At 62.1% G+C, this 25855-nt stretch carries 23 protein-coding genes and 1 riboswitch; of the genes, 16 read left to right on the forward strand and 7 right to left on the reverse strand.

Going from position 1 to position 25855, the window contains the following annotated elements; translation table 11 throughout:
* The first annotated feature begins 42 nt into the window (after window positions 1–42).
* Window positions 43–1389, forward strand: a complete 1347-nt coding sequence (locus tag CO731_RS26900; RefSeq protein WP_108610170.1) for an oligosaccharide flippase family protein — start codon at window positions 43–45, stop codon at window positions 1387–1389.
* Window positions 1386–2369, forward strand: coding sequence for a glycosyltransferase family A protein (locus CO731_RS26905; RefSeq protein WP_108610171.1), 984 nt, complete (start codon window positions 1386–1388; stop codon window positions 2367–2369). The genes CO731_RS26900 and CO731_RS26905 overlap by 4 nt, the downstream gene beginning before the upstream one ends.
* A gap of 5 nt (window positions 2370–2374) precedes the next feature.
* Here CO731_RS26905 and CO731_RS26910 read toward each other — a convergent pair whose 3' ends face one another.
* Complete coding sequence (locus CO731_RS26910; RefSeq protein WP_108610372.1) at window positions 2375–3643, reverse strand: glycosyltransferase family 4 protein; 1269 nt, start codon at window positions 3641–3643, stop codon at window positions 2375–2377.
* Between the two features lie 32 nt (window positions 3644–3675).
* Window positions 3676–4383, reverse strand: a complete 708-nt coding sequence (locus tag CO731_RS26915) for an SAM-dependent methyltransferase (RefSeq protein WP_108610172.1) — start codon at window positions 4381–4383, stop codon at window positions 3676–3678.
* Window positions 4384–5017: 634 nt separating this feature from the next.
* On the opposite strand from CO731_RS26915, the gene CO731_RS26920 reads away from it, so the two are divergent.
* Complete coding sequence (locus tag CO731_RS26920) at window positions 5018–6166, forward strand: FAD-dependent oxidoreductase (protein WP_108610173.1); 1149 nt, start codon at window positions 5018–5020, stop codon at window positions 6164–6166.
* Window positions 6167–6194: 28 nt separating this feature from the next.
* On the opposite strand, the gene CO731_RS26925 is transcribed toward CO731_RS26920, so the two are convergent.
* The gene (locus CO731_RS26925; RefSeq protein WP_245440008.1) at window positions 6195–6665 is read right to left on the reverse strand and encodes an Lrp/AsnC family transcriptional regulator; all 471 of its coding nucleotides are present in this window, start codon (window positions 6663–6665) and stop codon (window positions 6195–6197) included.
* Window positions 6666–6793: 128 nt separating this feature from the next.
* On the opposite strand from CO731_RS26925, the gene CO731_RS26930 reads away from it, so the two are divergent.
* The 7 genes from CO731_RS26930 (at window position 6794) to CO731_RS26960 (ending at window position 14200) form a co-directional block, all read left to right on the forward strand.
* A complete protein-coding gene (locus tag CO731_RS26930; RefSeq protein ID WP_108610175.1) occupies window positions 6794–8251 on the forward strand; it encodes an aminotransferase class V-fold PLP-dependent enzyme in 1458 nt (485 codons plus the stop codon).
* A gap of 3 nt (window positions 8252–8254) precedes the next feature.
* On the forward strand, window positions 8255–9133 hold the full coding sequence (locus CO731_RS26935; protein WP_108610176.1) for an MBL fold metallo-hydrolase: 879 nt from the start codon (window positions 8255–8257) through the stop codon (window positions 9131–9133).
* 550 nt (window positions 9134–9683) lie between these two features.
* The gene (locus CO731_RS26940; protein ID WP_108610177.1) at window positions 9684–10475 is read left to right on the forward strand and encodes an ABC transporter ATP-binding protein; all 792 of its coding nucleotides are present in this window, start codon (window positions 9684–9686) and stop codon (window positions 10473–10475) included.
* 13 nt (window positions 10476–10488) lie between these two features.
* Entirely contained in the window at window positions 10489–11265 is a 777-nt protein-coding gene (locus tag CO731_RS26945) for an ABC transporter permease (protein ID WP_108610178.1), read from the forward strand.
* A 57-nt stretch (window positions 11266–11322) separates the two neighbouring features.
* On the forward strand, window positions 11323–12309 hold the full coding sequence (locus tag CO731_RS26950; RefSeq protein WP_159091746.1) for an ABC transporter substrate-binding protein: 987 nt from the start codon (window positions 11323–11325) through the stop codon (window positions 12307–12309).
* A gap of 32 nt (window positions 12310–12341) precedes the next feature.
* Complete coding sequence (locus CO731_RS26955; RefSeq protein WP_108610180.1) at window positions 12342–13418, forward strand: hypothetical protein; 1077 nt, start codon at window positions 12342–12344, stop codon at window positions 13416–13418.
* 8 nt (window positions 13419–13426) lie between these two features.
* Complete coding sequence (locus tag CO731_RS26960; RefSeq protein ID WP_108610181.1) at window positions 13427–14200, forward strand: SDR family NAD(P)-dependent oxidoreductase; 774 nt, start codon at window positions 13427–13429, stop codon at window positions 14198–14200.
* 52 nt (window positions 14201–14252) lie between these two features.
* On the opposite strand, the gene CO731_RS26965 is transcribed toward CO731_RS26960, so the two are convergent.
* The 3 genes from CO731_RS26965 to folE form a co-directional block, all read right to left on the reverse strand.
* Window positions 14253–14564: a cupredoxin family copper-binding protein gene (locus tag CO731_RS26965; protein WP_108610182.1), complete on the reverse strand. Its 312-nt coding sequence runs from the start codon at window positions 14562–14564 to the stop codon at window positions 14253–14255.
* Window positions 14565–14574: 10 nt separating this feature from the next.
* Entirely contained in the window at window positions 14575–15099 is a 525-nt protein-coding gene (locus CO731_RS26970) for a DUF4142 domain-containing protein (RefSeq protein WP_108610183.1), read from the reverse strand.
* Between the two features lie 150 nt (window positions 15100–15249).
* Window positions 15250–15912 carry a GTP cyclohydrolase I FolE gene (folE, locus tag CO731_RS26975; protein WP_108610184.1) on the reverse strand — a complete coding sequence of 221 codons (663 nt, stop codon included), beginning with the start codon at window positions 15910–15912 and terminating at the stop codon, window positions 15250–15252.
* Window positions 15913–16068: 156 nt separating this feature from the next.
* Between folE and CO731_RS26980 the strand changes: the two genes are divergently transcribed.
* The gene (locus CO731_RS26980) at window positions 16069–17616 is read left to right on the forward strand and encodes an FAD-dependent oxidoreductase (RefSeq protein WP_108610185.1); all 1548 of its coding nucleotides are present in this window, start codon (window positions 16069–16071) and stop codon (window positions 17614–17616) included.
* Window positions 17617–17680: 64 nt separating this feature from the next.
* Here the strand turns inward: CO731_RS26980 and CO731_RS26985 are convergent, their stop codons facing one another.
* Window positions 17681–17977: a hypothetical protein gene (locus CO731_RS26985; RefSeq protein ID WP_108610186.1), complete on the reverse strand. Its 297-nt coding sequence runs from the start codon at window positions 17975–17977 to the stop codon at window positions 17681–17683.
* Between the two features lie 167 nt (window positions 17978–18144).
* Here CO731_RS26985 and CO731_RS26990 point away from each other — a divergent pair, with 167 nt between their 5' ends.
* The 5 genes from CO731_RS26990 (at window position 18145) to CO731_RS27010 (ending at window position 25854) form a co-directional block, all read left to right on the forward strand.
* Window positions 18145–19305, forward strand: coding sequence for an enolase C-terminal domain-like protein (locus CO731_RS26990; protein WP_108610187.1), 1161 nt, complete (start codon window positions 18145–18147; stop codon window positions 19303–19305).
* A gap of 35 nt (window positions 19306–19340) precedes the next feature.
* On the forward strand, window positions 19341–20513 hold the full coding sequence (locus tag CO731_RS26995; protein WP_108610188.1) for a Xaa-Pro peptidase family protein: 1173 nt from the start codon (window positions 19341–19343) through the stop codon (window positions 20511–20513).
* Between the two features lie 128 nt (window positions 20514–20641).
* Entirely contained in the window at window positions 20642–22081 is a 1440-nt protein-coding gene (locus CO731_RS27000) for an amidohydrolase family protein (protein ID WP_108610189.1), read from the forward strand.
* Window positions 22082–22144: 63 nt separating this feature from the next.
* Window positions 22145–22235, forward strand: a riboswitch (glycine riboswitch).
* Between the two features lie 146 nt (window positions 22236–22381).
* Window positions 22382–23635 (forward strand): D-amino acid dehydrogenase, encoded by a 1254-nt coding sequence (locus CO731_RS27005; protein ID WP_108610190.1) that lies wholly within the window; start codon window positions 22382–22384, stop codon window positions 23633–23635.
* Window positions 23636–23652: 17 nt separating this feature from the next.
* The gene (locus CO731_RS27010) at window positions 23653–25854 is read left to right on the forward strand and encodes a malate synthase G (RefSeq protein WP_199914665.1); all 2202 of its coding nucleotides are present in this window, start codon (window positions 23653–23655) and stop codon (window positions 25852–25854) included.
* The last annotated feature ends 1 nt before the right edge of the window (window position 25855 follow it).

Raw genomic sequence — 25855 nt, forward strand, 5'->3', positions numbered from 1 at the left:
ACAATTTCAGCTCTCAGGCAAACAGGACAGGGCACGGGCCTGATGGCTATTTCTGCGAAACGCCTCCTTCACGGGGCAATCTGGACCACCGGCGTCTATTTCGTCTCGGTCGCGCTGCGGTTCGGGTCGAACGTAATCCTGTCACGACTGGTCATGCCGGAAGTCTTTGGCGCGCTGCTGATCATCGGCACCTTGCGCAACGGTATCGAACTGATCTCTGACGTTGGCATTGGCCAGAATATTGTCCACAACAGCAAGGGCGAGGAACTCAGGTTCCGGGACACGGCCTGGACTATCCAACTCATCCGAGGCTTCCTTCTTTCCAGCCTGATGTTTGTTCTGGCTGCCCCTCTGGGGCAGCTCTATTCCCTTCCGTCTTCGGCGATTCAGCTGTCTGCGGTCGTCCTCTTGCTTGGGGGAGGCACCTCGGTCTCGATCTACATGCTGCAGCGCCAGCTTCAGTTCGTTAAGCTGAACCTGTTCGATCTCATGGTCGAGTTTGTGAATGTCGGCCTGGTGATCGCGCTGGCGCTCTACAGTCCGACGATCTGGTCGCTGCTCGCTGCCAATATCTTGGCGATGGGCGTGCGAACGCTCGCAAGTTATTTCTTGCCCTATGGCCGCGCGTGGTTCGCATGGCAGGCATCCTATGCCCGCGAGATCATGTCGTTCGGCAAGTGGATATTCCTGTCTTCCCTGCTCTCCTTCCTCTGCGCCAGTTTCGACAAGCTCTATCTCGGCCATGCGGTGCCGCTTGCCGTGCTTGGCGTCTACGGCATAGCGCGGACGATTGCCGACCTTCCCTCGGTACTGGTGGGCCGGCTCAGCCATTCCTTGATCTTTCCAGTGGTTTCCTCGCGCAGGGGCCAAGAGATGGGCGTGCTCCGCGCCGAGATGCGGCCGCTGCGACTGCGGCTCCTGCTTGCTTTCGCCGCGTGCATCGGCTTTGTGGTTTCGGTTTCAGATTTTGCGGTCTGGCTCGTCTACGACCCACGCTATCAGGATGCAGGCTGGATCCTGCCGGTTCTCCTTCTCGGCGTCTGGTGCTCTCTCCTTTGCACCATATCGGAATATTCGCTGCTGGGGCTTGGACGTCCCGTGTACGGTGCGGCGGGCAACATGACGAAGCTGCTGTTCATGGTCGTCGCGATCCCACTCGGCTTGCAATTTTATGGCATTGCCGGCGCCGTCTTGATGATCACCGCCAGCGAACTTTGCCGTTATTTTCCCATCCTGATCGGCCAGTATCGCGAGCGGATCGCCTTCTTCCGGCAAGATTTGGCAACGACCGCATTGCTCGTGCTGTTCATCCTGATGTTTTCCTTCGTTCGTTATGAGGCCGGCTACGGGACGGCATTCGACGGCGCGCTGGAGGCGTTCCGCTCATGAATGCTGCAGTCCCGACCGTTGGCGTGGTGGTGATAGGCCGCAACGAGGGGCCCCGCTTGGTTGCCTGCCTGGAAAGCCTCGGCGAGTTGATCGCCAGCACGGCCTACGTCGATTCCGGCTCGACCGACGGCAGCGCGGAGGTCGCGGAAAGGCTGGGGGCGGCGGTCGTGAGGCTCGACATGACTGTTGCCTTCACTGCGGCGCGGGCCCGCAATGCCGGACTTGCCCAACTCCGGCGACTGGTGCCGACTGTCGAATTGGTGCAGTTCGTCGATGGCGACTGTCGGATCGACGCGGGCTGGCTGGCTGAAGCTGCCGGATTTCTCGCCGAAAACCGAGCCTACGCGATCGTCTGCGGCCGCCGTCGGGAACGCTTTCCGGATGCGACCATCTACAATGCCTTGTGTGATCGCGAATGGGACACGCCGATTGGCGACGCGCTCGCCTGTGGCGGCGATTGCCTGGCGCGTGTCGATGCACTTGCCTCAATTGGGGCCTATGCGGCAGACCTGATTGCCGGCGAGGAACCGGAAATGTGCGTGCGCCTGCGTGCAGCGGGCTGGAAGATCTATCGGCTGGATGCGGAGATGACGCTGCACGATGCGAACATCACGCGTCTTGGCCAATGGTGGAGCAGGTCGAAACGCGCCGGCCATGCCTTCGCGGAGGTTGCACATCGTCACCTTGGATCGCCCCACGAAATCTGGCGGCGCAACGTGTTGCGTGCCGTGTTCTGGGGCTGCGTGCTGCCGTTGGGAGCAGTACTGGGCGGTGTGATCTTGCACCCCGCGTTCCTGCTGCTGCTTGCCGCCTATCCGCTGCAGATCGCCCGCATCGCGTTGCGCGACGGCGGGAACCGGCTCGCCTGGCTCTACGCGGCCTTCGCGTTGCTGGCAAAGTTTCCCGAGATGCAGGGCGTTGCGCAATATGCGCTGAACCGCCTGATGGGCCGACGCCAGGGGTTGATAGAATACAAGTAAGTATTCTACTCGGCGGCGGGCTGGAAGTTCGCTCCGCCTTGAAGCGGGCTCTGTGCCGAGCTGCTGTTGTGGCCAGTGCTGGTAGCTTCCGTGAAAAGCCGCTGTAACTCGAGCGCCAGACGTCTCCGGTCATGAAGGCGTTCGACACGTTCGCGCCCGACCTTGCCCATGCGAGCCAGGACGTCTGCCGGTGCTGCCAGGGCTGACCGCATCGCGTCGACCAGTTGCTGGTGGTTGCCTGGTTCGACCAGCCATCCGCACTCTTCATCCACGAGTTCAGGGATGCCGGCGATCGTCGTGGAGATGACAGGGCGAGACAGCGCCAGCGATTCCATGATCGCCACCGGCAGGCCTTCGGCGTAGCTCGGCAGCAGCATGGCGCGGCTCTCCTTCAGGATTTTCCGAACCTCATCGTTGGATGCCCATCCCGGCAGGATGACCTGTGCGCCGACATCGTGACGCTCGATTTCGGCCTCGATTTCTGCCCGGCTTTCACCGTCGCCGACCAGAACGACCTTCATATCGGGAAATTCCGCCCGCAATGCCGCGACAGCAGCGGGAACGTGGACCTGGCCCTTCTGGGGGCAGAGCCTGCCGATGCACACCAGTGTGCGGTTCTCGCCTGGGATAGGGGTCGGTTCGAAGTCCTCCAACTTGAGGCCGCATCGGGAAATGACAATTTTGTGTGCGTCCCCGTGATTGGCCAGCGATGCGAGCAGGCCGCTGCAATAATCGGAGATCGCCACGACAAAAGCGGCATGCTTGATCTTGAGGTCGAAGCTCATATGCGCAGCGTCAGTGAATTCATCGGGACCGTGCGCGGTGAAGCTGTAGCTCGGCCCGCCAAGCAGTTTCGACAGCATCGCGACGGCGGCAGGATTCGTGCCGAAATGCGCATGGACATGAGCAATGCCCTGTCTGCGGGCTTCCTGGCGCAGATAACATGCCTGCATCAGATAGGCGATGTGATGCACAAGTCCGGCATAGGCTTTGCGGCGCATCTGCTGGAACACGGGGAGAGCATGAATCAGACCGCGCGGGTTTGTCAGGATTTCCCGCCCAAAGGCAACGATGAGCCCCGCAGCATTGCCGGTGAGGAGGTAGCGGGTCGACACCATCTCTGCCTGATCGGACCGGTCAACAAGCGTCCCGCCAAAACGGCGAACGGAAAGCCTCCCAATTTTTAGGCCGAGTTCTTCCAAGGCTTCGATTTCACCTCGGATGAAGGTCGTGCTCGGTATCGGGTAGGTGTTGAGAAGATATGAGATCTTCACCGGTTGGCTCCATGTCTTGCTTGCAAGCACGACTATCGGAAAGCAATTATAGATTTATTGAAAAGAAGGAATTTCTCGAATCTTATTTCAGAATCTGGAAACAGGCGCCTCATTTCTGCTGTGGAGAGCAGGCGGCTGCCACGCACCAGCGAAGCCGCGTTGTTTCGGTCGTCCTGACGGCTGAAGAAACCAAGCGCAAACCGGTGTAGCAACTCGACGCGCAGTCGTTCCGGCAGGTACTGGAAGCCGATAAACCGGAAGTGCGGCTCGTAGGGAAACCAGTAGTTTGGTGTCTGGACGTAGTGGCGTTCGCCCAGGCGTCGTACGTTCTCGGCGAACAACTGCATGTCGGGGATCTGGCCGACGTGTTCGATCACCGAATTTGAGTGTACGAAGTCGAACTTCTGGCCCCGGAGCAGGGCCTCGTCGGTGGCGCTGCCTTCAATCGCGGCAAAGAGACGGGTATTCTTGACATCGACGGGGTCGGTGTTGACCAGCGTGATATGCAGAACGCCGGCATGGTCCTGAATGAATTCTGCGCCGATATCCCAATATTTTTCGGTGCCGCCCAAATCGAGAATTCTGCAACTCCCCTTGGCACGCAATATGGACTGTATGATCTCCTGGACAAGCTTGAACCGGTTGGCCCGGAACTGGCTCTCCCGACTGTTCCGGTTGGCGTATGGGTCCGCGCGCCCCGAGCTTTTCCGTTCGGTCACGTCCACATCCGTATCAGCCATCTCCTGCGTCCCGTAGCTTGAGCCAGTACATTTCAGGTCACGTGTAGCAAATGCTGATGGAAGATGTAGGCAATTGTTAACAATTGGTTAACTGGCAGCTTAGGTTGAGTCCAAGTGGTCGATATGCTCGAGCCTGGGGCCTTCAAGCCCCTTGATCCACACGGCTGCGCGAGGGAGCGGGATAAAATTGTTTGAATGAGACGCAAACAGGACTTGCAGCGCTTCTGTGCTTTTCTAGATTCTGTGGGACCCAGGTCAGATGGAGGACATATGGGTCAGTTTTAGGCGCCCTTGTGTCGCTCTTGGCACCCTATACAGGCCGCGTGTCCAAGCTGGCCGGAGTGACTTTTGGACTTCGTGCTTTTCCGGCATGCGGGATGACTCCGCCCCATGGATATGTATTCGCCTCGCGTGAGGTTGCTCGAAGCGGACCAATACGGGCCCTATCCTCGATGACTGATGCAAAGCGTGGCCTCAAGGCCGGAAACGGTCGGCTATGCCGACCAGTTGGGCCTCCCGCATGCGCTGCCAGTAGCACCGTCTTGGATCATCGCGTCGCGTCGCCTTGGCTTCTTGAACTTGCATCGCGGGAGCGACGACACGAATTCAGCAGTTCGATATTTCAGGCTTGGAAATGACCGCTGAAAATACATCCCCTGACTCGCCTGCGTCGCAGGCTGAAAATCACGCCGGTCGGAGCGATGTTCGCGCCGCTTTCAAGGTAGACATCGTCGTCATCGGCGGCGGTCAGGCCGGGCTCTCCTCGGCCTATCATCTGCACAAACTCGGCCTGACGCCCGGCAGGAACTATCTCGTGCTCGACAAGAACACGGGAGCGGGGGGTGCATGGCAACATCGATGGCCGTCCCTGACTTTGAGCACGGTCAATCGGATCCACGACCTTCCCGGCATGCAGTTTGCCGACGCGGTCGATACCAGCGCTCCGGAAGTGAAAGCATCCTCGGCTGTGCCGCAATATTATGCGGCCTACGAGCAGAAGTTCGGTTTGCCTGTCTACCGTCCGGTGACGGTCAAGGTCGTCTGCGCGCGCAACGAGAGGTTCCGCATAGAGACCGACAGGGAAACCTTTTCCGCCCGCGGCCTCATCAACGCGACGGGAACTTGGGAAACGCCTTTTGTTCCCGAATATCCCGGCGCCGCGCTATTTGAGGGGCGGCAGCTGCATACGCGCGACTATCGCACGGCCGACGAATTCATCGGCAAGCATGTCATTGTCGTCGGTGGCGGCGTCTCCGCCCTGCAATTGCTCGACGAAGTCTCGAAGGTCACGTCAACGACCTGGGTTACCCGCCGGCAACCGCAGTTCCGAGAAGGCCCGTTCACGCCTGAGGACGGGCGCGCCGCGGTTGCCCTCGTCGAGGACAGGGTCAGGCGCGGGCTTATCCCTGGGTCCGTGGTCTCGGTAACCGGCATTCCGATCACGCCGGCGCTCGAAGCGGCCCGCGCGCGCGGTGTGCTCAAGCGCCTGCCGATGTTCAGCGACATCACCGAGCACGGCGTTCGTTGGGCCGATGGGACCGAACAAAAGGCCGATGTCATCTTGTGGTGCACAGGCTTTCGCAGTTCGCTCGACCATCTCGCGCCGTTGCAGATCCGCGAGGATAATGGCGGCATCGTCATGTCCGGCAGGCTGGCAACGCAGGTTGCCAGGGACCCGCGCATCCATCTCGTCGGTTATGGCCCATCCGCCTCGACGGTCGGCGCCAACCGGGCCGGCGGGGCGGCAGCAAAGGAACTTGCGGGCTACCTGGGCCTGGCCTGACCGAAGCCCTGTCAGCGACTGAACGCGACTACTTCAGCCGGTTCAGGTCGGCGGCGCGATTGTCGATGATCGCTTCCATCGAGAAGAAGCCGGTTACCGTGGCCAGATCGAAATTGGTGATGAGCTTCTGGTAGAAGGCGTCGTACCCCGACATGCCCCTGGTCACGACCTTGATCAGGTAGTCCCAGTCGCCGCCGATGCGGTAGAAGTCGATGACCTCGGGCAGGCGATCGACATGCTTGCGGAAATCGTCGGCCCATTCCTTGGAGTGGTGGCGGGTGCGGATCATCACGAAGACGGTCAGGTCGTAGCCAAGTGCGGCCACGTCGATGTCGGCGTGGGTGCCGCGGATCAGGCCGGTCGTGTTCAGCCGTTGCAGCCTGCGCCAGCAGGCGTTTTGCGACAGCCCGACACGTTCGGCCAAATCACGCTGCGAGATCGAGCCGTCCTTCTGGAGGCATGCCAGGATCTTGCGATCAATTTCGTCGATCTTTTCCATGATCGAGATCATATGACCCAATTTGGCGCTGCTGTCGCGAGAAAACGATAAGGTTTCTCCACTGAAACGCGATTAGAATCCTTGCCTATTCCGATCCGCAAGAGTTTCGCTGTCAGAGGAGTGCGAAGATGTCCGCCAACGCCGGTTTGCTGCAGGGTTTCAGGCAGGGCCTCGCCGTTGACACGGTCGCCGCACTCCAGGCGGGGCTGGTCGGCCAGAACGCCAGGATCGAGGGCCCGTTCGGCACCAAGGCTCTGGTCTATGCCGACTACGTCGCCTCGGGCCGCGCACTGATGCAGATCGAGCGCTTCATCCTCGAGGAAGTCCTGCCGTTCTACGCCAACAGCCATACCGAGGCGTCCTACTGCGGCGGCTTCATGACCCGGCTGCGCCGCGAGGCGCGCGCGGCCATCGCCACCTGTTGCGGCGCGACCCGTGACCATGCGGTGATCTTCGCCGGGTCGGGTGCCACTGCCGGCCTCAACCGGCTGGTCAAGCTGCTCGGCGTCACCGACGCTGTCGCCGCCGGCAAGCGCGTCCGCGTCATCATCGGCCCCTATGAGCATCATTCCAACATCCTGCCCTGGCGCGAGATCGGTGCCGAGATGGTCGAGATCGCCGAATGTGCAGCAGGCGGTCCTGATCTCGCAGTGCTCGATGCAGCGCTCTCGGTTCCGGCCGACCTCACCGTCTGTGCCTTCTCGGCGGCCTCCAACGTCACCGGCATCGTCACCGACGTCGCCACCGTCACTCGCCGCATCAAGGCCGCGGGCGCCAAGGCCGTCTGGGACTATGCTGGCGCCGGTCCATATCTTCCCATTGCCATGACGCCGGCCGAAGACGTCGAGATCGACGCGCTGGTGGTGTCGCCGCACAAGTTCATCGGTGGTCCGGGCGCCTCGGGCGTGCTGATCGTTCGCCGCGATGCCGTGGTCACGACCAAGCCGTCATGGCCGGGCGGCGGCACGGTCAAGTTCGTCTCGCCGACCGGCCACGACTACAGCGACAACATCGAGGCGCGCGAGGAGGCGGGTACGCCCAATGTCGTCGGCGACATCCGTGCGGCACTCGCCTTTCTGGTCAAGGATGCGCTGGGTGCCGATGCCATGCAGGCGCGGAATGCCGAACTCACGCGTCGGGCGATGGCTGCCTGGCGCGGTGTCGACCGGCTGGAACTCCTGGGTTCGCTCGACGCGCAGCGGCTGCCGATCTTTTCGTTCCGCGTCAGGGACGGCAAGGGCGGCCATGTTCACCAGCAACTCGTCACGCGCATGCTGAGCGACCGCTTCGGCATCCAGGCGCGCGGCGGCTGCGCCTGCGCCGGGCCCTATGTCCACCGGTTGCTCGGCATCGGCGAGGAGGAATCCGAGCAGATGCGCGCGGCGATCAGGGCCGGCGAGGAAATGAAGAAGCCAGGCTTCATCAGGCTCAATTTCAGCGTCCTGCTGTCCGAGGAGAAGGTGAAGTTCATCCTGGATTCGGTGACGCGGATCGCCGCCGACGCGGCCCAATACGTACCGCAGTATGATTTCGACTCCAGCCGCGCGATCTTCTATCCGCGCATTGCCGAACTGGCAGAGGCGTAAGCCATGGCAAGGCCCGACGTCGCCGCCTTCTTCGATCCTCGCACCTGGTCGGTGCAGTATGTGGTCAGCGATCCGCAGACGAAGCTGTGCGCCATCATCGATCCGGTTCTCGATTTCGACGAAAAGTCGGGTGCCACGGCGACGGCCAATGCCGACCGACTGCTCGACTTCGTCCGCGACCAGAACCTTGAGGTGCAGTGGATCCTCGACACGCACCCGCATGCCGACCATTTCTCGGCGGCCTCCTATCTGAAGGCCAGGACCGGCGCACCGACCGCCATCGGGGCGCGCATCGTCGACGTGCAGAAACTCTGGGCCGGCATTTACAACTGGCCGAGCCTGCGTACCGATGGCTCGCAATGGGACAGGCTGTTCGAGCAAGGCGACAGCTTCGACATCGGTGGCATCAAGTCCGGCGTGATGTTCTCGCCCGGCCATACTCTGGCTTCCATCACCTACGTCGTGGGTGATGCCGCCTTTGTGCACGACACTGTCTTCATGCCGGATGGCGGCACCGCGCGGGCGGATTTTCCCGGCGGCAGCGCCAAGGCATTGTGGTCGACGATCCAGGACATCGTCGCTCTGCCCGGCGATACGCGCATCTTCGTCGGCCACGACTACCAGCCGGGTGGCCGCGAACCGCGCTGGGAAACCACCGTCGGCCAGCAGAAAGCCGAGAACATTCACCTGACGCGCTATGGCCGGGAAGATGAATTCGTGGCCTTCCGCAACGAGCGCGACAACACGCTGCCGATGCCGAAGCTGATCCTGCATGCGCTGCAGATCAACATCAATGGCGGACAGCTTCCGGAGCCGGAAGCCAACGGCACACGTTATCTGAAATTCCCCCTCGGCGCGCTTGACGGTGCCGCCTGGGGTTGAAGGCCTCCAGGCTGGAACCGGTTTGAATTTCGACGCTTGGCGGCTCCGGCTTCAGGTCGACAAGCGGCCCGGCCCGGTCGAAGAGCGCTCGACGAGATGACAGGCGAGTTCGACGCGGCGCGGCGGCATCGGGAACCCCGAGAGAATATCGTGACGAGGCCTCCGCGCAAACCAGCGCCGGCAGCATCTTTAGGAGCGGCGTTTCGCGGGCTCAGCGCGAATAGCTGCTTGTCGGGTCATTGCTTGCGAGCTCCGCCGGAACAGTTCCCGCCAAGATGTTTGTAGTCGCTTCGCCATTTGACGCGGCGTGGCCTCAGTTCGCTCGAAGGTCGGGGCGGGCCGTGCGTACATCTAGATTTGCGATCGCCTGGGTGCATTTCCCGCTGGTTCTCAAGCTGACTTTCGCTTGGCTCAATTGACACAGATCACAGTACGTGATCACATATTGTTGTCACAAAGTGGGGGAGTGAATGCGAAGAGTTGTCGTCGCCAGTGCGGAGCTTTTGTCGGAACGTTCGGATCGCAGCCAGGCAGGTCGGTTCGACCAGTCATGAGCAAGGCGCCCGGTATTTCGATCAAGAATCTCTCGGTTTCATTCAGGACAAAGACCAGCACAGTCACGGCTCTCGATGATGTTTCATTCGACATTGCCCCGGGATCGTTCCTGAGCATCGTCGGGCCTTCGGGCTGCGGCAAGACCACGCTGCTCAAGATTCTCTCAGGTGTCCTCCAGCCCACGAGTGGCACGGTGCTGTTTGATGGCGAGCCGCTCAGCCGGCTCAAGACCCAGGGCCAGGTCGGCTACGTCTTTCAGCGACCGCTGTTGCTTCCATGGCGAACCACTCTCGACAACGTCATGCTGACGATGGAAGTGGCCCGCCGCGGCATGAGCCGCGCCGAGCGCGAGGCCGAGGCACGGCGCTGGCTCAAGATCGCCGGCCTTCAAGGCTTCGAGGATCGTTTTCCGCACGAATTGTCGGGTGGCATGCAGCAGCGTGTCTCGATCTGCCGCGCCCTGGCGTTCCAGCCGCGAATCCTCCTGATGGATGAACCTTTCGCCGCTCTCGATGAGATCACGCGGGAGACGTTGCAGGAAGAGTTGCTGCTGCTGTGGGCGCAGACTGAAACCACTGTGGTTTTCATCACGCATTCGATTCCCGAAGCCGTGCTGTTGTCGGAACAGATCGTGGTCATGTCGGCCCGTCCCGGCCGGGTTCTTGAACGTATCCCGGTGCCGTTCGAGCGGCCGCGTACCGAAGAGACCCGCGAGCGACCCGAGTTCCTGGCGCTCGCCAGCCATATCCGCGGTCTCCTGCGTCACCGCGATCCAGTAACCGCTTGATAGGGGACCACACATGTACCGCCTCAGTGTCGCCGCAGGCCAAGCTATGGTCTTCATCGTGTTTTTCGCCGCTTGGGAGGTGCTCGTTCACCTCCTCCAGATCAAGCCGGTGATCTTGCCGCCCCCAAGCCGCATCGCTGTATCGGCATGGGAAAACCGCGAGTTGCTGCTGGTCAATACATGGCCGACCTTCGTCGCCATCACGCTTGGCTTCCTCTACGCGGTCGCAACGGGCTTCATCATTGCGATTGGCATCGCCTATTCGAGGATCATCCGTGAACTGACCTATCCGTTCCTCGTCGCCGCGCAGATTCTGCCGAAGATCGCGTTTGCGCCGCTGTTCCTCATCTGGTTCGGCTTCGGTTTGACGCCGAAGATCGTCATTGCCGCGCTGATCGCCTTCTTCCCGGTCGTGATCAACACGGCCAAGGGCCTGACTTCGGTCGACAAGGAACTGCTGCAGTACATGGATTCGCTCGGCGCCAGTGGCTGGGAGAAATTCACCAAGATCAGCCTGCCATGGGCCATGCCCTACTTCTTCGCAGCGCTCAAGATTTCCATCACCTTGGCCATTGTCGGGGCCGTGGTCGGCGAGTTCGTCGCTGCAGGCGAAGGCCTCGGCTACATCATCAATGCCTCGAACATCTCGCTCGATACCGAACTCATGTTTGCGGCCATCGTCTGCATGAGCGTGCTCGGTATCCTGCTCTTTCTCGTCATTGTTGCCGCCGAGCGGATGGTAGTGGTCAACGCCCAGGACGACGCTTCAGGGGCATCAGCGACCATGTGAGGAGACGGGTGAGCGATGACTGCTTTTGGAATGGGTTACGCAAAAAGGGAGATGAAGATGTCAAACAGTTTTGGGTCGTGGATTTGTCGTACTGCGATCGCGGCGTTGGGCTTCGTGGCTATCGGCACCTCGGCCGATGCGGCGGATTCGGTCAAGCTGCGCCTCGACTGGGTGTTCGGATCGGAACATGCGCCTATTTTCCTGGCGCTTGAGAAGGGGTTCTTCAAGGAAGAGGGCATCGAGGTCGAACTCCTCCCGGGCGAGGGTTCGTCGGTCACCACGAAACTGGTCGGCAACCGGGATGCCGACTTCGGCTACGCGTCGGCCGATCAGGTGCTGCTCGGCGCCTCGCGCGACCTGCCCGTCGTTGCGACGGCGGTCCTGCTCCAGCAGAACCCGACGGCGTTCATTTTCAAGACGTCGCAGAACATCAAGAACGTGGAGACGGATCTCTACGGCAAGACGCTCGGCATCCAGCTCAAGAGCAGCACCGGCCGCCAGTGGGACGCGATCAAGAAGACGCTTAATCTCGATCCAGCCAAGCTGACCGAGGTGCCGGCGGATGGCGCGTTGGTGTCACTTATCGCTGCCGATCGCATCGATGTCGGCGTCGGCTTCTATTTCAACGACGCGCTGAAGCTGAAGGCCACCGGCGAGGATGTCAGCTGGATTCTCCTCGAAGAACTCGGCATGAAAATGTACTCCACGACGCTGCTGACCAATGCCGAGCTGATCGCGGAGAATCCCGATCTGGTGGCGCGCTTTACCAAGGCATTTGTGCGCGGCTGGGAATACTCCGTTGCGAACCCCGACGAGGCCTACGAAGCCTTCGTGAAGGCCAATCCCAGCACGGACAAGGTCTATGCCAAGCTGAAGCTGCCGGAAGTGCTGAAGCTCACCCAGTCGCCGGACGTCAGTGCCAACGGATTGGGCTCGTCTACGCTCGCAGGTTGGGACGAACTCCAGAAGCAGCTCGTCGAGATGGGGCTTCTCAAGACCAGCATCGACGTGTCCAAGGCGTTCACAAATCAGTTCCTGAAATAGTGGCCTCCCGGGCCGTTGATGTGGGGTCAGACATGACTACAGCCGACATTTTCATCATTGGCACCGGCTACTACGCCGAGGTCATGATCGGTGACCTGGCTTCCACCGCAACAGGACGGCTTCGTGTCGCGATCGGGGGTCGCAATGAAGAGCGGCTTCAGTGGCTGGCCGAGGCTGGCCGTGCCCGGGCAGCCATCTTCGGGAGACCTGTGACGTTCGAGATCGTGAAGGTCGATTTCACTTCGTCTTCGGGAATCGCCGAAAGCCTCGATGCGATACGTCCACGGGTCGTTGTCCATTCCGCGTCATTGCAGTCGCCTTGGAAAGTCGACCGCGCGGACTCGCAATGGTCGCGTCTCGTCGCGGAGGGTGGATTCGGCCTGACACTCGCCCTCCATTCCGTCCTTCCGAGGCGAACAGCCGCTGCAATCCGGCAGGTGGACAGCGGTATTTCCTTCGTCAACACGTGCTACCCCGACGGTGTGAACCAGGTCCTGCAGGCGGCCGGCTTGCCGATCACGACGGGCGTGGGTAACGTCGGCATCTTCTCTGCCGTGATTGCCGGCATGCTGGAGCCTGAACACCGCGCGTCGGTGCGCGTTCTGGCGCATCATCAGCATCTCGTGCAGTGGCGAAAAATCGGCAACGAGCGCTCAGGCGCTCCGGTCCGTGCCTGGATCGGGGATGACGAAATGGCGGATGTCGACGAGCGGACACGTCATATCGTGCTTCCCTACAGGGACCTTAACGTCATCTCCGGCGCATCCGCCGTGCCGGTGCTTCTCGCCCTGGCCGGACTTGGAGATATCCGGGCGCATGTGCCGGGTCCGGGCGGATTGCCGGGCGGATACCCCGTGCGGGTGGTGGAAGGCCAGGTATCCCTTGACCTTCCCAAGAGCGTGTCTCGTGACGAAGCAATTCTTTGGAACCGAGGGTTCGAAAACGCCGACGGCGTCAGCATTTCCGAAACGGGGCGCGTGATCTATTCCGAATCTGCTCGCAAGGCACTCGCCATCTACAGCCGTACTCTCGCGGAAGGTTTTGATGTCGCCGAGGTCGAGGATGCCGCAACGGCCCTTGGCCTGCTTCGCGACCAGCTCGGGGGCTGAAGCTCACGATGAGTGCGTTCGCGCTTCCTTCGACGCCGTCATTTCGTCTCGACGGACGCCGCGCCCTGGTCACCGGTGCCGGACGCGGCATCGGTCTTGCTGCCGCGGCTTGCCTGGCGGAAGCCGGCGCCAGTGTCACCTTGTGTGCACGAACGGCATCGGAGGTCGAGGCAGCGGCAGAAGCCATCCGAACGGCGGGAGGGAAAGCCGAAGCCTTGGTGTTGGATGTCGCCGATCTTGACGCTGTCCGTCGGGCTTTGGACGGCAGGGAGCCATACGAACTCCTCGTCAGCAATGCCGGGGCCAATCGTCCTGCTGCGTTCGCCGATGTCAGTGCCGACGATTTCGATGCCGTTTTCGGCGTCAATGTCAGGGCTGCCTTCTTCCTGGCGCAGACGGTCACGAATGCACTCGTCTCTGCAGGTCGCAAGGGTTCCATCATCCATATTTCTTCGCAGCTGGGGCACGTCGGTGCGCCAAATCGGTCGATCTATGTCGCATCGAAATTCGCGATCGAAGGGTTGACCAAGGCGCTTGCCACCGAACTCGGCCCGAAGGGTATTCGCTTCAATACAATTGCGCCTACTTTCACCGACACGCCGATGACGCGCTCCTATGGTCTCGATTCTGACGCGCTGGCTACAGTCACGGCAAAGATCAAGCTGGGCAGGATCGGTCAGGTGGAAGACCTCATGGGCGCAATACTGTTCCTGGCATCGGACGCGTCGTCGCTGGTGACTGGCTCGTCGCTGTTGGTTGACGGCGGCTGGACTGCCGACTGAAAAGTCCGAGGCCGCGGAATTGGTGTTCCGCGGCCCCGAGTTCTGAGGGCTGTCACGGCGAGACCGTCAGGCTGCCTTTCATGTTGGGGTGAAAGCGGCAGTAATATTCAACAGGCCCCGCCTTCTCCACGACCATGCTTGCTGACTTCTTCGCCGGGATCATCACCTCCCAGCCGCCCTTCACGGTCGCGGTGTGAACGAAGACGTCCTTGTTGATCCATTCGATCGTGTCGCCGACCTTTGCATTGACCTCGACTGGTGAGAATACCAGCTTCTCGATCGTGACCTGGATGGTTTCCGCTTGTGCGGGAAACGCCGCCACAACAAGTGCTGCAGCGATCCACAAACGCCTTTTCGACAACATCTGTTGACCCTTACTTGACGGTGGCCGCGACGTGTTCGGCATGCTGCTGGTGGCCCTGGAAGATCTTCAGGCCGGTTTCGAGCAAGGCCTTGAGGTCGGCGTTGCTCGCAGACGGGATCAGCAGGCTCTCAAGCGCGCCGTTGACCTGCTTGTGGTAGGCCACTTCGTTGTCGACATAAGCCTTGTCGAAGGCCGCGCCGTCCAGTTTCTCGAGCTTGGCGCGTTCGTCGGCCGCTGCCTTGGTCAAGGCGCGGCTGGTGTCGTTGTCTTCGGGCGTCACATTGAGCTTCTTGACCAGGTCGAGCGCCTGGGTGTTCACGGCCTCGTGGTCGCGCACCATGTCCTCGGCGAAGGCCACGACATCCTTGGATTTGGATTTCGCGATGGCTAGCTTGGCGGCTTCGACGTCGATCACGCCGGCCGTGTAGGCGATGTGAGCGATCTGAGGGTCCGTAGGCTTGTCGGCGGCGCTGGCCAGGGGGGCGGCAAGCATCAGGGAAAGCGCGGCCAGAGCGGCAGTTGAGCGAATACGCATCGGAAACCTCCTGCCCGGGAAACCAATGGTGCCGGGACTTGATTTGAGTTGACAGTCATTGGATGCGGCGCAGGGGAAAACGTTCCCGAGAAATTGAACGGTGTTCAGCTGTGCTCGATGGCTTTCGCCGCGGTTACGCGCCGACAATCGTCACATGCTGATCGATGTGAGGAATTCGCGCCTGAGGTCTGCGTCCGTCTCGAAAACACCCAGCATGCGTTTGGTGACCATGCGCGTACCGTGGGCATGGACACCGCGTGAGGTCATGCAGCCGTGTTCCGCCTCGATGATCACGGCGACACCAGCCGGCTGCAAGGCGTCCTCGATCGCGATGGCGATGTCGTCGGTCAGGCGTTCCTGGATCTGCAGGCGACGCGCGCAGGCGTCGACCACCCTTGCCAGCTTGGAGATGCCGATCACCCGGTTGACGGGCATGTAGGCGATATGCGCCTTGCCGCGAATGGCCGCCATGTGGTGTTCGCAGAACGAATTGAACGGGATATCGCGAAGTTCGACTGCGTGATTGTATCCGCCGATTTCATCGAATGTTCGTTCAAGCAGGGCGACGGGATCCTGATCGTAACCGCCGAACCATTCCTCGTAGGCGCGTGCGACGCGTGCGGGTGTATCCAAGAGGCCGGGCCGGGCGGGATTGTCGCCGGCCCAGCGGATCAGCGTTCGAACCGCGGCCTCGGCTTCCAGCCGGGTGGGGCGGCCGGCAAGCAGCAACCCGGACAGGCATTGCCCAGATGCCGTATGCGTTGCGTCGGTGGGGGTGTATTCTCTGGTCGGCAATTCCGCACGCGTGTCCATGGGTCTCTCCTGGCGTTCGTATGAGATCCATTGGATGCGGCAGGAATGAAATGGTTCCGGCCGTCTACAGCGCACGACCCTGGGAACCTTTGGAGGGGTGACGCATCTATTCTGCATCCGACGCCTGATCGGGCAAGGTCGTGAAGGAGAGCCAAGATGGCTGCGCAGAAAAATCCTGTTACAGGCCCCGATTTCGAAGTTGGCGTGCCGATGGCCACGTTTGACGGCAAAGGCCTGCTTCAGGGGCATGTCGGCGACGAGGCGGTGCTCCTGGCGCGTGTCGGCGACGAGGTGCTGGCCGTCGGCGGGTTGTGCACGCACTATGGCGCAGAGCTGGCTCACGGGATCGTCGTCGGCGATACTGTTCGATGCCCTTGGCACCATGCCTGCTTCAGTCTCCGCACCGGCGAGGCGCTCGGCGCGCCCGCCTTCGACTCGCTGCAGAGGTGGAGAGTGGAGCGCCGAGGGGACCGGATGTTCGTGACCGGCAAGATGGCCGCCGACGAACAGCCTGCAACCGCCCCGCAACACGACGCGTCCGGCCAGCAAGGCCGCATTGTCATTGTTGGTGGCGGTGCCGCTGGCTTTGCTGCGGCTGAAATGCTCCGCCGCCGCCAGTTTGCCGGTGAAATCACCATGCTGAGCGCGGACCAGGATGGGCCCTGCGACCGCCCCAACTTGTCCAAGGACTATCTCACCGGAAACGCTCCGGAGGCGTGGATTCCGCTACGCGGCCCTAAATTCTATGCCAGAAACAAGATCGATCTCCAACTGCGGACGACAGTCGAACGTATCGACGTCGATGGTCGCGCAGTGATAGCAGCCGACGGAAGGGTATTCCCATTCGACCGGCTTCTTGTGGCGACGGGAGCAGAACCGGTCCGCCTGCCGATCGCCGGTGCCGATGGCGAGCATGTGTTCACATTGAGATCGCTGGCCGACAGCCGCGCCATCATCGAGCGTGCCCGGAACTCCCAGACCGCCGTCGTGCTGGGAGCAGGTTTCATCGGATTGGAAGTTGCTGCTGCCCTTCGCAGCCGTGGCCTCGCGGTTCATGTCGTGGCGCCCGAGGCCTATCCGCTCGGCGCGGTTCTCGGGTCCGAACTCGGCGCGTTCATCCGCTCGCTGCATGAACAACACGGTGTTGTCTTTCACATGGGCGCGACGGTTTTAGGCATTGCCGCGCAGACGGTTACGCTGAACGATGGCCAGGTGCTTGATGCCGATCTTGTCGTCGTCGGGGTTGGAGTGAAGCCGCGCATCTCGCTGGCAGCGGACGCCGGAATTGCCGTTGATCGCGGCGTATTGGTGAACGAATTCCTGGAAAGCAGCGTGGCCGGCATCTTTGCGGCCGGCGATATCGCGCAATGGCATGACCTCGACACAGCCGAAGCACGGCGCGTCGAGCACTGGGTCGTGGCGCAACGGCAGGGTCAGATCGCGGCGGAAAACATGCTCGGCCGGCGACAGCCATTCCTGAGCGTTCCGTTCTTCTGGAGCGAGCACTATGACGTGTCGATCCGCTATGTCGGCTATGCCAGGACGTGGGATGCCATCGAAATCGACGGGAGCATTGCCGACCGCGATTGTCTGGTCGGTTACAGGAAGGACGGCAATATCGTCGCCGTTGCTGCCATCGGCCGCGACGCCCAGGCGCTTGACTGCGAGGCTTCCATGGCAAGCCACTCCCGGCACGGGGTGTAGGTGCGGCATGGCAAGATCGAGGACCTCCCTGCCGCGCTTCTGGACGAGAGGCAACTGACGGGCGTCAGTCTCCTGTCTGGTAGATATGGCGCTCGAAGCGTTCGAGCAGCGTGTGCATGGCCTTGCGGGCGTCGGCGAAGGCCTGCGAGCCACCCCTGGCCTTCATGTCGGCATCATATGCCTCACGCGAGGCGAAGCTGCATTCCCAGCGTACATCAGGCCCGTCTCCCTCGATCCTGACGAGGATGCGCCCGGGATCGAGCCCCAGATGCTTCCTGATCTCGGTCGCCTTGCGGCGCTGTTCGAGAACGGCGCCAGCGTGCCCGTCCTTGGCGAAGTAGTTGGTCGCTTCGACGATCATTTTTTCTCCTCTCCTGCGATGATTTCCGATGCAGCCGACGTGTCCGGAAAATTCGATGTGGCAGGGTGCTTGACGCTCCAAAAATATGATCATAAAGTGTGATCACACTAGATGATCGCAAATGTAGCGCGACGCATCGCCGGTGACAATGAAGAAGGTGAAAAACGTTGCCTACGATCAAGTCCATTGAAACGCTGATTGTCCAACTGCCGACGCGGCGCGAGCACAAGTGGGCCGGCCTCACTGAGGTCATCGGCCGCTATGTCATGGTCAAGATGACCGACAGCGACGGCCGGGTCGGCTGGGGCGAGGCGCCGGCACTCAAGGACTGGGGCGGCGAGTTCGGCCGCTACTTTGGCGAGTCCGCCATGATCACCCGCAGCGTCATCGAAACTTATCTGGCGCCCGCAGTCATAGGCCTCGAACTCGGCAATTTCGCCGAGCTACATGCCCGCATGGATGCCATCATCCGGGGCTATCCCTATTCCAAGGCCGCCGTCGAATTCGCAGCCTACGATCTCACGGGCCGCTGGCTGAACGTTCCGGTTCACACCCTGCTGGGCGGCAAGGCGCGCGACAAGGTCGGCATCACGCATTCGATCGGCCTGATTTCGATCGACGAAGCCAAGGTCGAGGCGGCCAAGCTCGCCGCAGAAGGCATCAAGACGATCAAGGTCAAGATCGGTGTCGATCCCGCACGCGACATCAAGATGGTCGCTGCCGTCCGCGAGGCCGCTGGCGAATCGATGGAAATCTGCGTCGACGCCAACGAAGGCTACAAGACGCCAGGCGAGGCTGTGCAGACGGTTCGCCAGATGGAAAAGTACCGGCTCAAGTATGTTGAGCAGCCGGTGATGGGCATCGAGCGCATATCCGAGGTGGCGCGCCGTATCGATGCGCCTGTCATGGCCGACGAGTCGGCCTGGAACGCCCATGATGCGATCCAGATCATTGCTGCCGGCCAGGTGCAGATCGTGTCGATCTACACCACCAAGGCAGGCGGCCTCTACAAGGCGATGGAGGTCGGCGCGGTCTGCCGCGCGGCCGGCATCATCTGCAACGTCAACGGTTCGATCGAGACCGGCATCGGCAACCTCGCCAACGTCCAGGTAGCGGCGGCTTCACCGGCGGTGACGCTGTCCTGCGTCATTCCGATCTCGACGCCGGCCGAAGCGCAGCACGGCCAGGTCGGCGGCATCTACTACAAGGACGACCTTTTGGTCGAGCCGATGCGCTTCTCCGAAGGCGCCATCGCCGTTCCGACCGGGCCCGGCATGGGCATTGATGTCGACCTCGCAAAGATCGAAAAATACCGCGTCCGCGATTGAGCCTGACGCGGGCCATCTAGGGGAGAACTACAAGAATGCGGACTGAAATCGTCGCAAAGCAGGTCAAGGCAATGGCCCAGCACGGGCTCGATGCCATCATCTGCTCGTCGCCAGAAAACTTCGCCTACACCACCGGCTTCGTGGTGCCGTCGCAGCCGCTGATCCGTCATCGCCATGCGATGACCATCGTCACCGCTGACGGTCGCACCGCGATCTTCGGCGTCGACATGGAGGCGTCGACCATCAAGCGGAAGCAGCCAAACGTGGCGACGCGCATCTGGGCCGAATTCTCCGACGATCCGATGCTGGTGCTTGCCGACCAGCTTTCCGAACTCGGCCTTGCCGGAGCTCGCATCGGCCTCGAAATGGACTATTTGCCGGCTGGCGATCTTGCCCGCCTAATCGCGGCGATGCCTGGTGCGCGCTTCGAGCATGCCGAGCCGATCCTGGCGCGGCTGCGCCAGATCAAGACGGCCGAAGAAGTGGCCCTGCTGCGCAAGCTGTCGCGCATCGCTGACCAGGCGATCACCGACACGCTGGCCATTGTCGATGCCGGCGATTCGGAGATGGACATTGCGGGCCACCTGACCCGCAACGTCTATTCGCTCGGCGCCGAGCACTTCAAGCTTCTGATCGTCGCCACCGGCGAGCGTTCGGTGCTGCCAAATGTCGGCCCGTCCGAACGCGTTCTGAAGCGCGGCGACGTCTGCCGTGTCGAGATATTCTCGGTCATCAATGGCTACCAGGCCGGTGTTTGCCGCACCGCCATCGTCGGCGAGGCGCCGCCCATGGCCGACAAGATCTGGGCGCACCTGGTCGAATGCAAGTATGAGATCATGGAGAAGGTGAAGCCGGGCGCCAGCTGCCGCGAAATCTACGATGCCTTCATCGCCAAGCTCGCCAAGCTGAACCTGCCGCCGATCTCGTTCGTTGGCCACGGCATCGGCCTGCACCTGCACGAGGATCCGTATCTCGGCCTGACGCCGGTGCTCGGAAAGCCGGGCAGCGACGCGCCGCTGGAAGAGAACATGGTGCTCGGCTTCGAGCCGCTCTGCTATGACACCGGCTACGGCTACGGCATGCAGAACAAGGACATGCTGCTGGTGACGTCGAACGGCTCGGAACTGTTGTCTGACTATGCCGACACCGACAAGCTGATCCTCTGCGGTACCGCAAAGCAGGGCGGCAAGGTCAAGGCCGTCGCCTGAGCGAACTTGACTTGTGAAATGGCAGCCGGGGTGCTTTGTGGCCCGGCTGCACAGCGAGATATCGCCCGCCGCCACGGACCGGCGGGACGAGATTGAAGGTCCGTGAGTGAAGTATGGGGTGGAGACACATGCGCACGCTGATCGAGAATTTGAATTTCGCCTTTACGGTCGACAAGAACGACACGGTGCTGCGCAACGCCAGCATGGTGGTGGAAAACGACCGCATTGCCGACATCGGCACGGCGAGCGAGGTGGCGGCGCGCCACAATGGCAAGAGCTTCGACAGGGTGATCGATGGCACGATGCTGGGCATCTGCCCTGGTTTCGTCGACAGCCACGTGCATCTGTCCGAGACGCTGTCGCGTGCGGTCTTCCCGGATAACCTCAACACCCGCGCCTGGGTGTTCCACTGGGCCAAGCCCTTCTATGCCCACATCACCGAGGAAGACGAGTATTGGGGCGCGTTGCTCGGCATCACCGAGATGCTGCGCTGCGGCACCACCTGCTTCCTCGACATGGGCTCGCAATACGATCCCGGCATCGTAATCCGGGCGATGGACAAGACCGGCATCCGCGGCATCACCGGCCGTCACGCCGCCGACAACCGGCCGGCGGAGCTGCCGCGCGGCTGGACCGAGGAGATGGCCGATCACCACTTCTTCCCCGATGCGCAATCGGCGCTGAAGGTGCTTGAGGAAAACGTCCTCCGCTACAACAACACGCTCGACGGCCGCGCCCGCTGCTGGGTCAACATCGAGGGCAAGGAACCGTGCAGCCTCGAGCTGCATGTCGGTGCGGTTAAGCTGGCCGAAAAGCTCGGTGTCGGTACCACCTACCACCTTGCAACCTCGATCGAGGAAGCCAAGGTCTGCGAAAGCAAATATGGCTGCTGGCCAATCACCCGGATCGACCGCGCCGGCGGCATCGGCAAGAACCTGGTCATCGCTCATGGTGCAGCGGTGTCGGACGAGGAGGTCAAGCTTTTGGCCGAGCGCGGCGCCAGTGTCGCCTTCTGCCCATGCTCGTCGTTCAAGCTCGGCAAGGGTGCGACGGCCATCGGCAAGTATCCTGAGATGGTCAAGGCAGGCGTCAAGGTCGGCCTCGGCACCGACGGTGTGTCGGCTGCAGGCAACATGAACCTGATGCGCCAGATGCTGGTCGTTGCCGGCATGTTCAAGGACGCCCGCATGCAGCCCGACATCTTCACCGCGCGCCAGGCGTTGCGCGCCGCCACCATCGAAGGCGCGCGCGCCTTGATGTGGGACGACGAGATCGGCTCGCTGGAAATCGGCAAGAAGGCCGACTTCATCCTGTTCGACCTCGACCATGTCGAATGGACGCCGTTCTACGATCCGCTGCAGGCGCTGGTGTTCTCGGCGTCGACCGCGTCCATCACCCAGACCTGGGTGGACGGCAAGGTGCTTTATGCCGACGGCAAGGTGCAGGGCGTGGACGAGCCGGGCATCCGCCGCAAGGCACGCGAGCTGGCCGCAGCTGCGGTCGTGCGCGCCGGCCTGCACGAACACGGCGTCGAGACGACGACTACGCTCTACGACGAAGGAAACTGACGCGCAGTGCTTCCGCATCTAACGTTGCGGAAGCACTGGCCAGCCTGTAGAAGTAATGCGTTCAGAGGCTGCATGGGAGAGATCGGCCTACTGGCCGGCGCCGACGGAGCAACCCCCCAGGAAACTCTCAGGCAAAAGTGACCATGCAGCTGAACGATCTGGAGAGAGGCACCTCGAGTGCCCACCGAAGGGGAAAGCCGCGCCGGCAAGGCCGCCGCGGTTAAGCTCTCAGGTACAGCGACAGATTGGGGAAAAACAGCGGGTTTCGGCCCGCCCCCAACTTTGATCGCGGAGAGTGAAATGCCCCATATTGCCGTTATCGGCGCCGGTATCACCGGCGTCACCACTGCCTATGCGCTTCTGGAGCGCGGCTATTCCGTCACCGTCATCGACCGCCAGCGCTATGCCGGCATGGAGACGTCGTTTGCCAATGGCGGCCAGCTTTCGGCCAGCAATGCCGAGGTCTGGAACCACTGGTCGACGGTGCTCAAGGGCATGAAGTGGATGCTCAGGCGCGACGCGCCGCTGCTGATGAACCCGGCGCCGACCTGGCACAAATACGCCTGGCTGGCGGAGTTCGTCTCCAACATCATGAACTATCGCGACAATACGGTGGAGACAACGCGGCTGGCGATTGCCGCGCGCAAGCACCTGTTTGCCATTGCCGAGCGCGAGAACATCGATTTCGACCATGTCCAGCGCGGCATCTTGCATGTCTATTGGGACAAGCCGAGCTTCCAGCATGCGCTGAAGGTCAATTCGATGCTGGTCGAAGGCGGCCTCGACCGCAGCCCGGTGACGGCTGCAGAAGTGAAGTCCATCGAACCTGCCTTGCATGGCGCTTTCCACGCCGGTTTCTACACCCCATCGGATTCGACCGGCGACATCCACAAATTCACCTATGGCCTCGCCCAGGCCTGCGAAAGGCGCGGGGCGCGTTTCGTCTTCGACGCCACGGTCAACCGCATTGCCCGCGATGGCGTGTTCTGCATCGGGTATTCCCACGGCGGGTCCGTGGCGGAGGCAGCTCAAGAGATCGTCGAGGCCGATGGCGTCGTCGTCTGCGCCGGTTCCGCCAGTCGCCACTTCGCGGCGATGCTGGGCGACCGCGTCAACGTCTATCCGGTCAAGGGTTATTCGATCACCGTGCATCTCGATGACGAGCGCAGCCAGAAGGCGGCACCCTGGGTCAGCCTGCTCGACGACCGCGCCAAGATTGTCACCAGCCGTCTGGGCGCCGGGCGCTTCCGGGTCGCCGGCACGGCCGAGTTCAACGGCATGAACCGCGACATCCGCGACGACCGCGTCAGGCCGCTGGTCGACTGGACGCGGATGTTGTTCCCCGATGTCGACACCAACCGCGTCGTGCCCTGGGCCGGCCTGAGGCCGATGATGCCCAACATGATGCCGAGGGTCGGCAAGGGTCGGCAGCCGGGCGTCTTCTACAACACCGGCCACGGCCACCTTGGCTGGACCCTGTCCGCCGCGACCGCCCAGATGGTCGCCGAGACCATTTCGGGCGAGTTCTGCACCGATGCCGCGATTGCGGCCTGACCCTTGGAGTTGAGACAATGAACATGATGAGCCGGGTCACAGATACCGTTTCCCTTCATGGCCTTTCGATATCGCGTGAGCTGCACGACTTCGTGGTGTCGGAAGCGATGGTCGGGACGAGTGTCGAGGCGGATGCGTTCTGGGAGGGGTTTGCCGCGATCGTGCACGATCTCGGGCCGAAGAACCGGGCGCTTTTGGAAAAGCGCGACGACTTCCAGCTCAAGTTGGACGCCTGGTACCGCAAGCATGGCGCGCCGCACGACATGGCGGCCTACAAGGCGTTCTTGTCCGAGATCGGCTATCTCGTGCCGGAGGGCCCGGCTTTTGCGGTGACGACGGAAAATGTCGACCCCGAGATCGCCACCGTCGCCGGCCCGCAGCTGGTGGTGCCGGTGATGAATGCGCGTTATGCGCTGAACGCGGCGAACGCGCGCTGGGGCTCGCTCTACGATGCGCTCTACGGCACCGATGCGATTTCCGATGCCGACGGCGCCGAGAAGACCAAGGGCTACAATCCGAAGCGCGGCCAAAAGGTCATCGCCTGGGCCAAGGCGTTTTTGGATCAGTCGGCGCCGCTGGCGTCTGGCAGCTGGTCTGATGTGACCGGGCTCTCGGTCGAGGGCGGGGTGCTGAAGCTGGCGACAGCTGATGGCTCGGTTTCGCTTCGCGAGCCAAAGCAGTTCGCCGGCTATCGCGGTGCGGCGGAAAACCCGGATGCGGTGGTTCTTGTGAAGAACGGCCTGCATGTCGAGGTCGTGGTCAATCGGGAGAGTGCGATCGGCAAGACCGATCCGGCCGGTATTTCGGACATGGTGCTGGAATCGGCCCTGACCACCATCCAGGACTGCGAGGATTCGGTCGCAGCGGTCGACGCCGAAGACAAGGTCGTCGTCTACCGCAACTGGCTCGGCCTGATGCGGGGCGACCTGTCGGAGACCTTCGACAAGGGCGGCAAGCCTGTCACCCGCAAGCTGAATGGCGACCGTGAATACACCGGCCCCGATGGCGGTGCGGTCTCGCTGCCCGGCCGCTCGTTGATGTTGGTGCGCAATGTCGGCCACCTGATGACCAACCCTGCGATCCGCGACCGCGACGGCCACGAGGTGCCGGAAGGCATCATGGATGCGGCGATCACCGCCTTGATCGCCCTGCACGACGTCGGCGCCAACGGACGGCGCATGAACAGCCGTGCCGGTTCGATGTATGTCGTCAAGCCGAAGATGCACGGCCCCGAGGAAGTCGCCTTTGCCGTCGAGATCTTCGACCGCGTCGAGCGCCTCGTCGGCATGCCCAGGAAAACCATCAAGATGGGCATCATGGACGAGGAGCGGCGTACCACCATCAACCTCAAGGAGTGCATCCGCGCCGCCAAGGAACGCGTGGTGTTCATCAACACCGGCTTCCTCGACCGCACCGGCGACGAGATCCACTCGTCGATGGAAGCCGGCCCCATGGTGCGCAAGGGCGACATGAAGCAGGCGCCGTGGATCAATGCCTACGAGGCCTGGAACGTCGACACCGGGCTGGAATGCGGCCTGTCCGGCCATGCCCAGATCGGCAAGGGCATGTGGGCGATGCCCGACCTGATGGCGGCGATGCTGGAGCAGAAGATCGCGCATCCGAAAGCCGGCGCCAACACCGCCTGGGTGCCGTCGCCGACGGCAGCCACGCTGCATGCCACCCACTACCACAAGGTCGACGTGCACCAGGTCCAGGACCAGCTGAAGAGCCGTCCCAAGGCGCGGCTCGACGACATCCTGTCGGTGCCGGTGGTGGTCCGTCCCAACTGGACGCCGGACGAGATCCAGCGCGAGCTCGACAACAACGCGCAGGGCATCTTGGGCTATGTCGTGCGCTGGATCGACCAGGGCGTCGGCTGCTCGAAGGTGCCCGACATCAACGACGTCGGCCTGATGGAAGACCGCGCCACCTTGCGCATCTCGTCCCAGCACATCGCCAACTGGCTGCGCCACGACGTCTGCTCGCACATCCAGGTGATGGATTCGCTGCAGCGCATGGCCGCGATCGTCGACCGGCAGAATGTCGGCGACCCGCTCTACAAGCCGATGGCGCCCGAGTTCGACCAGTCGACCGCCTTCCGCGCCGCCTGCGACCTCGTCTTCGAAGGCCGCGCCCAGCCCAACGGCTACACCGAGCCGGTCCTCCACAAGCGCAGGTTGGAGCTCAAGGCCAAAAAAGCCCTTTCTGGAAATCGATAGG

Origin of the sequence: Aminobacter sp. MSH1, from assembly GCF_003071665.1 — a bacterium.
Lineage (GTDB): Bacteria > Pseudomonadota > Alphaproteobacteria > Rhizobiales > Rhizobiaceae > Aminobacter > Aminobacter niigataensis.

Excerpts from the sequence above, each read along its gene's own strand:
- CO731_RS26900 (WP_108610170.1), top strand. The coding sequence starts at position 43 with ATGGCTATTTCTGCGAAACGCCTCCTTCACGGGGCAATCTGGACCACC.
- CO731_RS26905 (WP_108610171.1), top strand. The coding sequence starts at position 1,386 with ATGAATGCTGCAGTCCCGACCGTTGGCGTGGTGGTGATAGGCCGCAAC.
- CO731_RS26915 (WP_108610172.1), bottom strand. The coding sequence starts at position 4,383 with ATGGCTGATACGGATGTGGACGTGACCGAACGGAAAAGCTCGGGGCGC.
- CO731_RS26920 (WP_108610173.1), top strand. The coding sequence starts at position 5,018 with ATGACCGCTGAAAATACATCCCCTGACTCGCCTGCGTCGCAGGCTGAA.
- CO731_RS26925 (WP_245440008.1), bottom strand. The coding sequence starts at position 6,665 with ATGGAAAAGATCGACGAAATTGATCGCAAGATCCTGGCATGCCTCCAG.
- CO731_RS26930 (WP_108610175.1), top strand. The coding sequence starts at position 6,794 with ATGTCCGCCAACGCCGGTTTGCTGCAGGGTTTCAGGCAGGGCCTCGCC.
- CO731_RS26935 (WP_108610176.1), top strand. The coding sequence starts at position 8,255 with ATGGCAAGGCCCGACGTCGCCGCCTTCTTCGATCCTCGCACCTGGTCG.
- CO731_RS26940 (WP_108610177.1), top strand. The coding sequence starts at position 9,684 with ATGAGCAAGGCGCCCGGTATTTCGATCAAGAATCTCTCGGTTTCATTC.
- CO731_RS26945 (WP_108610178.1), top strand. The coding sequence starts at position 10,489 with ATGTACCGCCTCAGTGTCGCCGCAGGCCAAGCTATGGTCTTCATCGTG.
- CO731_RS26950 (WP_159091746.1), top strand. The coding sequence starts at position 11,323 with ATGTCAAACAGTTTTGGGTCGTGGATTTGTCGTACTGCGATCGCGGCG.
- CO731_RS26955 (WP_108610180.1), top strand. The coding sequence starts at position 12,342 with ATGACTACAGCCGACATTTTCATCATTGGCACCGGCTACTACGCCGAG.
- CO731_RS26960 (WP_108610181.1), top strand. The coding sequence starts at position 13,427 with ATGAGTGCGTTCGCGCTTCCTTCGACGCCGTCATTTCGTCTCGACGGA.
- CO731_RS26965 (WP_108610182.1), bottom strand. The coding sequence starts at position 14,564 with ATGTTGTCGAAAAGGCGTTTGTGGATCGCTGCAGCACTTGTTGTGGCG.
- CO731_RS26970 (WP_108610183.1), bottom strand. The coding sequence starts at position 15,099 with ATGCGTATTCGCTCAACTGCCGCTCTGGCCGCGCTTTCCCTGATGCTT.
- folE (WP_108610184.1), bottom strand. The coding sequence starts at position 15,912 with ATGGACACGCGTGCGGAATTGCCGACCAGAGAATACACCCCCACCGAC.
- CO731_RS26980 (WP_108610185.1), top strand. The coding sequence starts at position 16,069 with ATGGCTGCGCAGAAAAATCCTGTTACAGGCCCCGATTTCGAAGTTGGC.
- CO731_RS26985 (WP_108610186.1), bottom strand. The coding sequence starts at position 17,977 with ATGATCGTCGAAGCGACCAACTACTTCGCCAAGGACGGGCACGCTGGC.
- CO731_RS26995 (WP_108610188.1), top strand. The coding sequence starts at position 19,341 with ATGCGGACTGAAATCGTCGCAAAGCAGGTCAAGGCAATGGCCCAGCAC.
- CO731_RS27000 (WP_108610189.1), top strand. The coding sequence starts at position 20,642 with ATGCGCACGCTGATCGAGAATTTGAATTTCGCCTTTACGGTCGACAAG.
- CO731_RS27005 (WP_108610190.1), top strand. The coding sequence starts at position 22,382 with ATGCCCCATATTGCCGTTATCGGCGCCGGTATCACCGGCGTCACCACT.
- CO731_RS27010 (WP_199914665.1), top strand. The coding sequence starts at position 23,653 with ATGAACATGATGAGCCGGGTCACAGATACCGTTTCCCTTCATGGCCTT.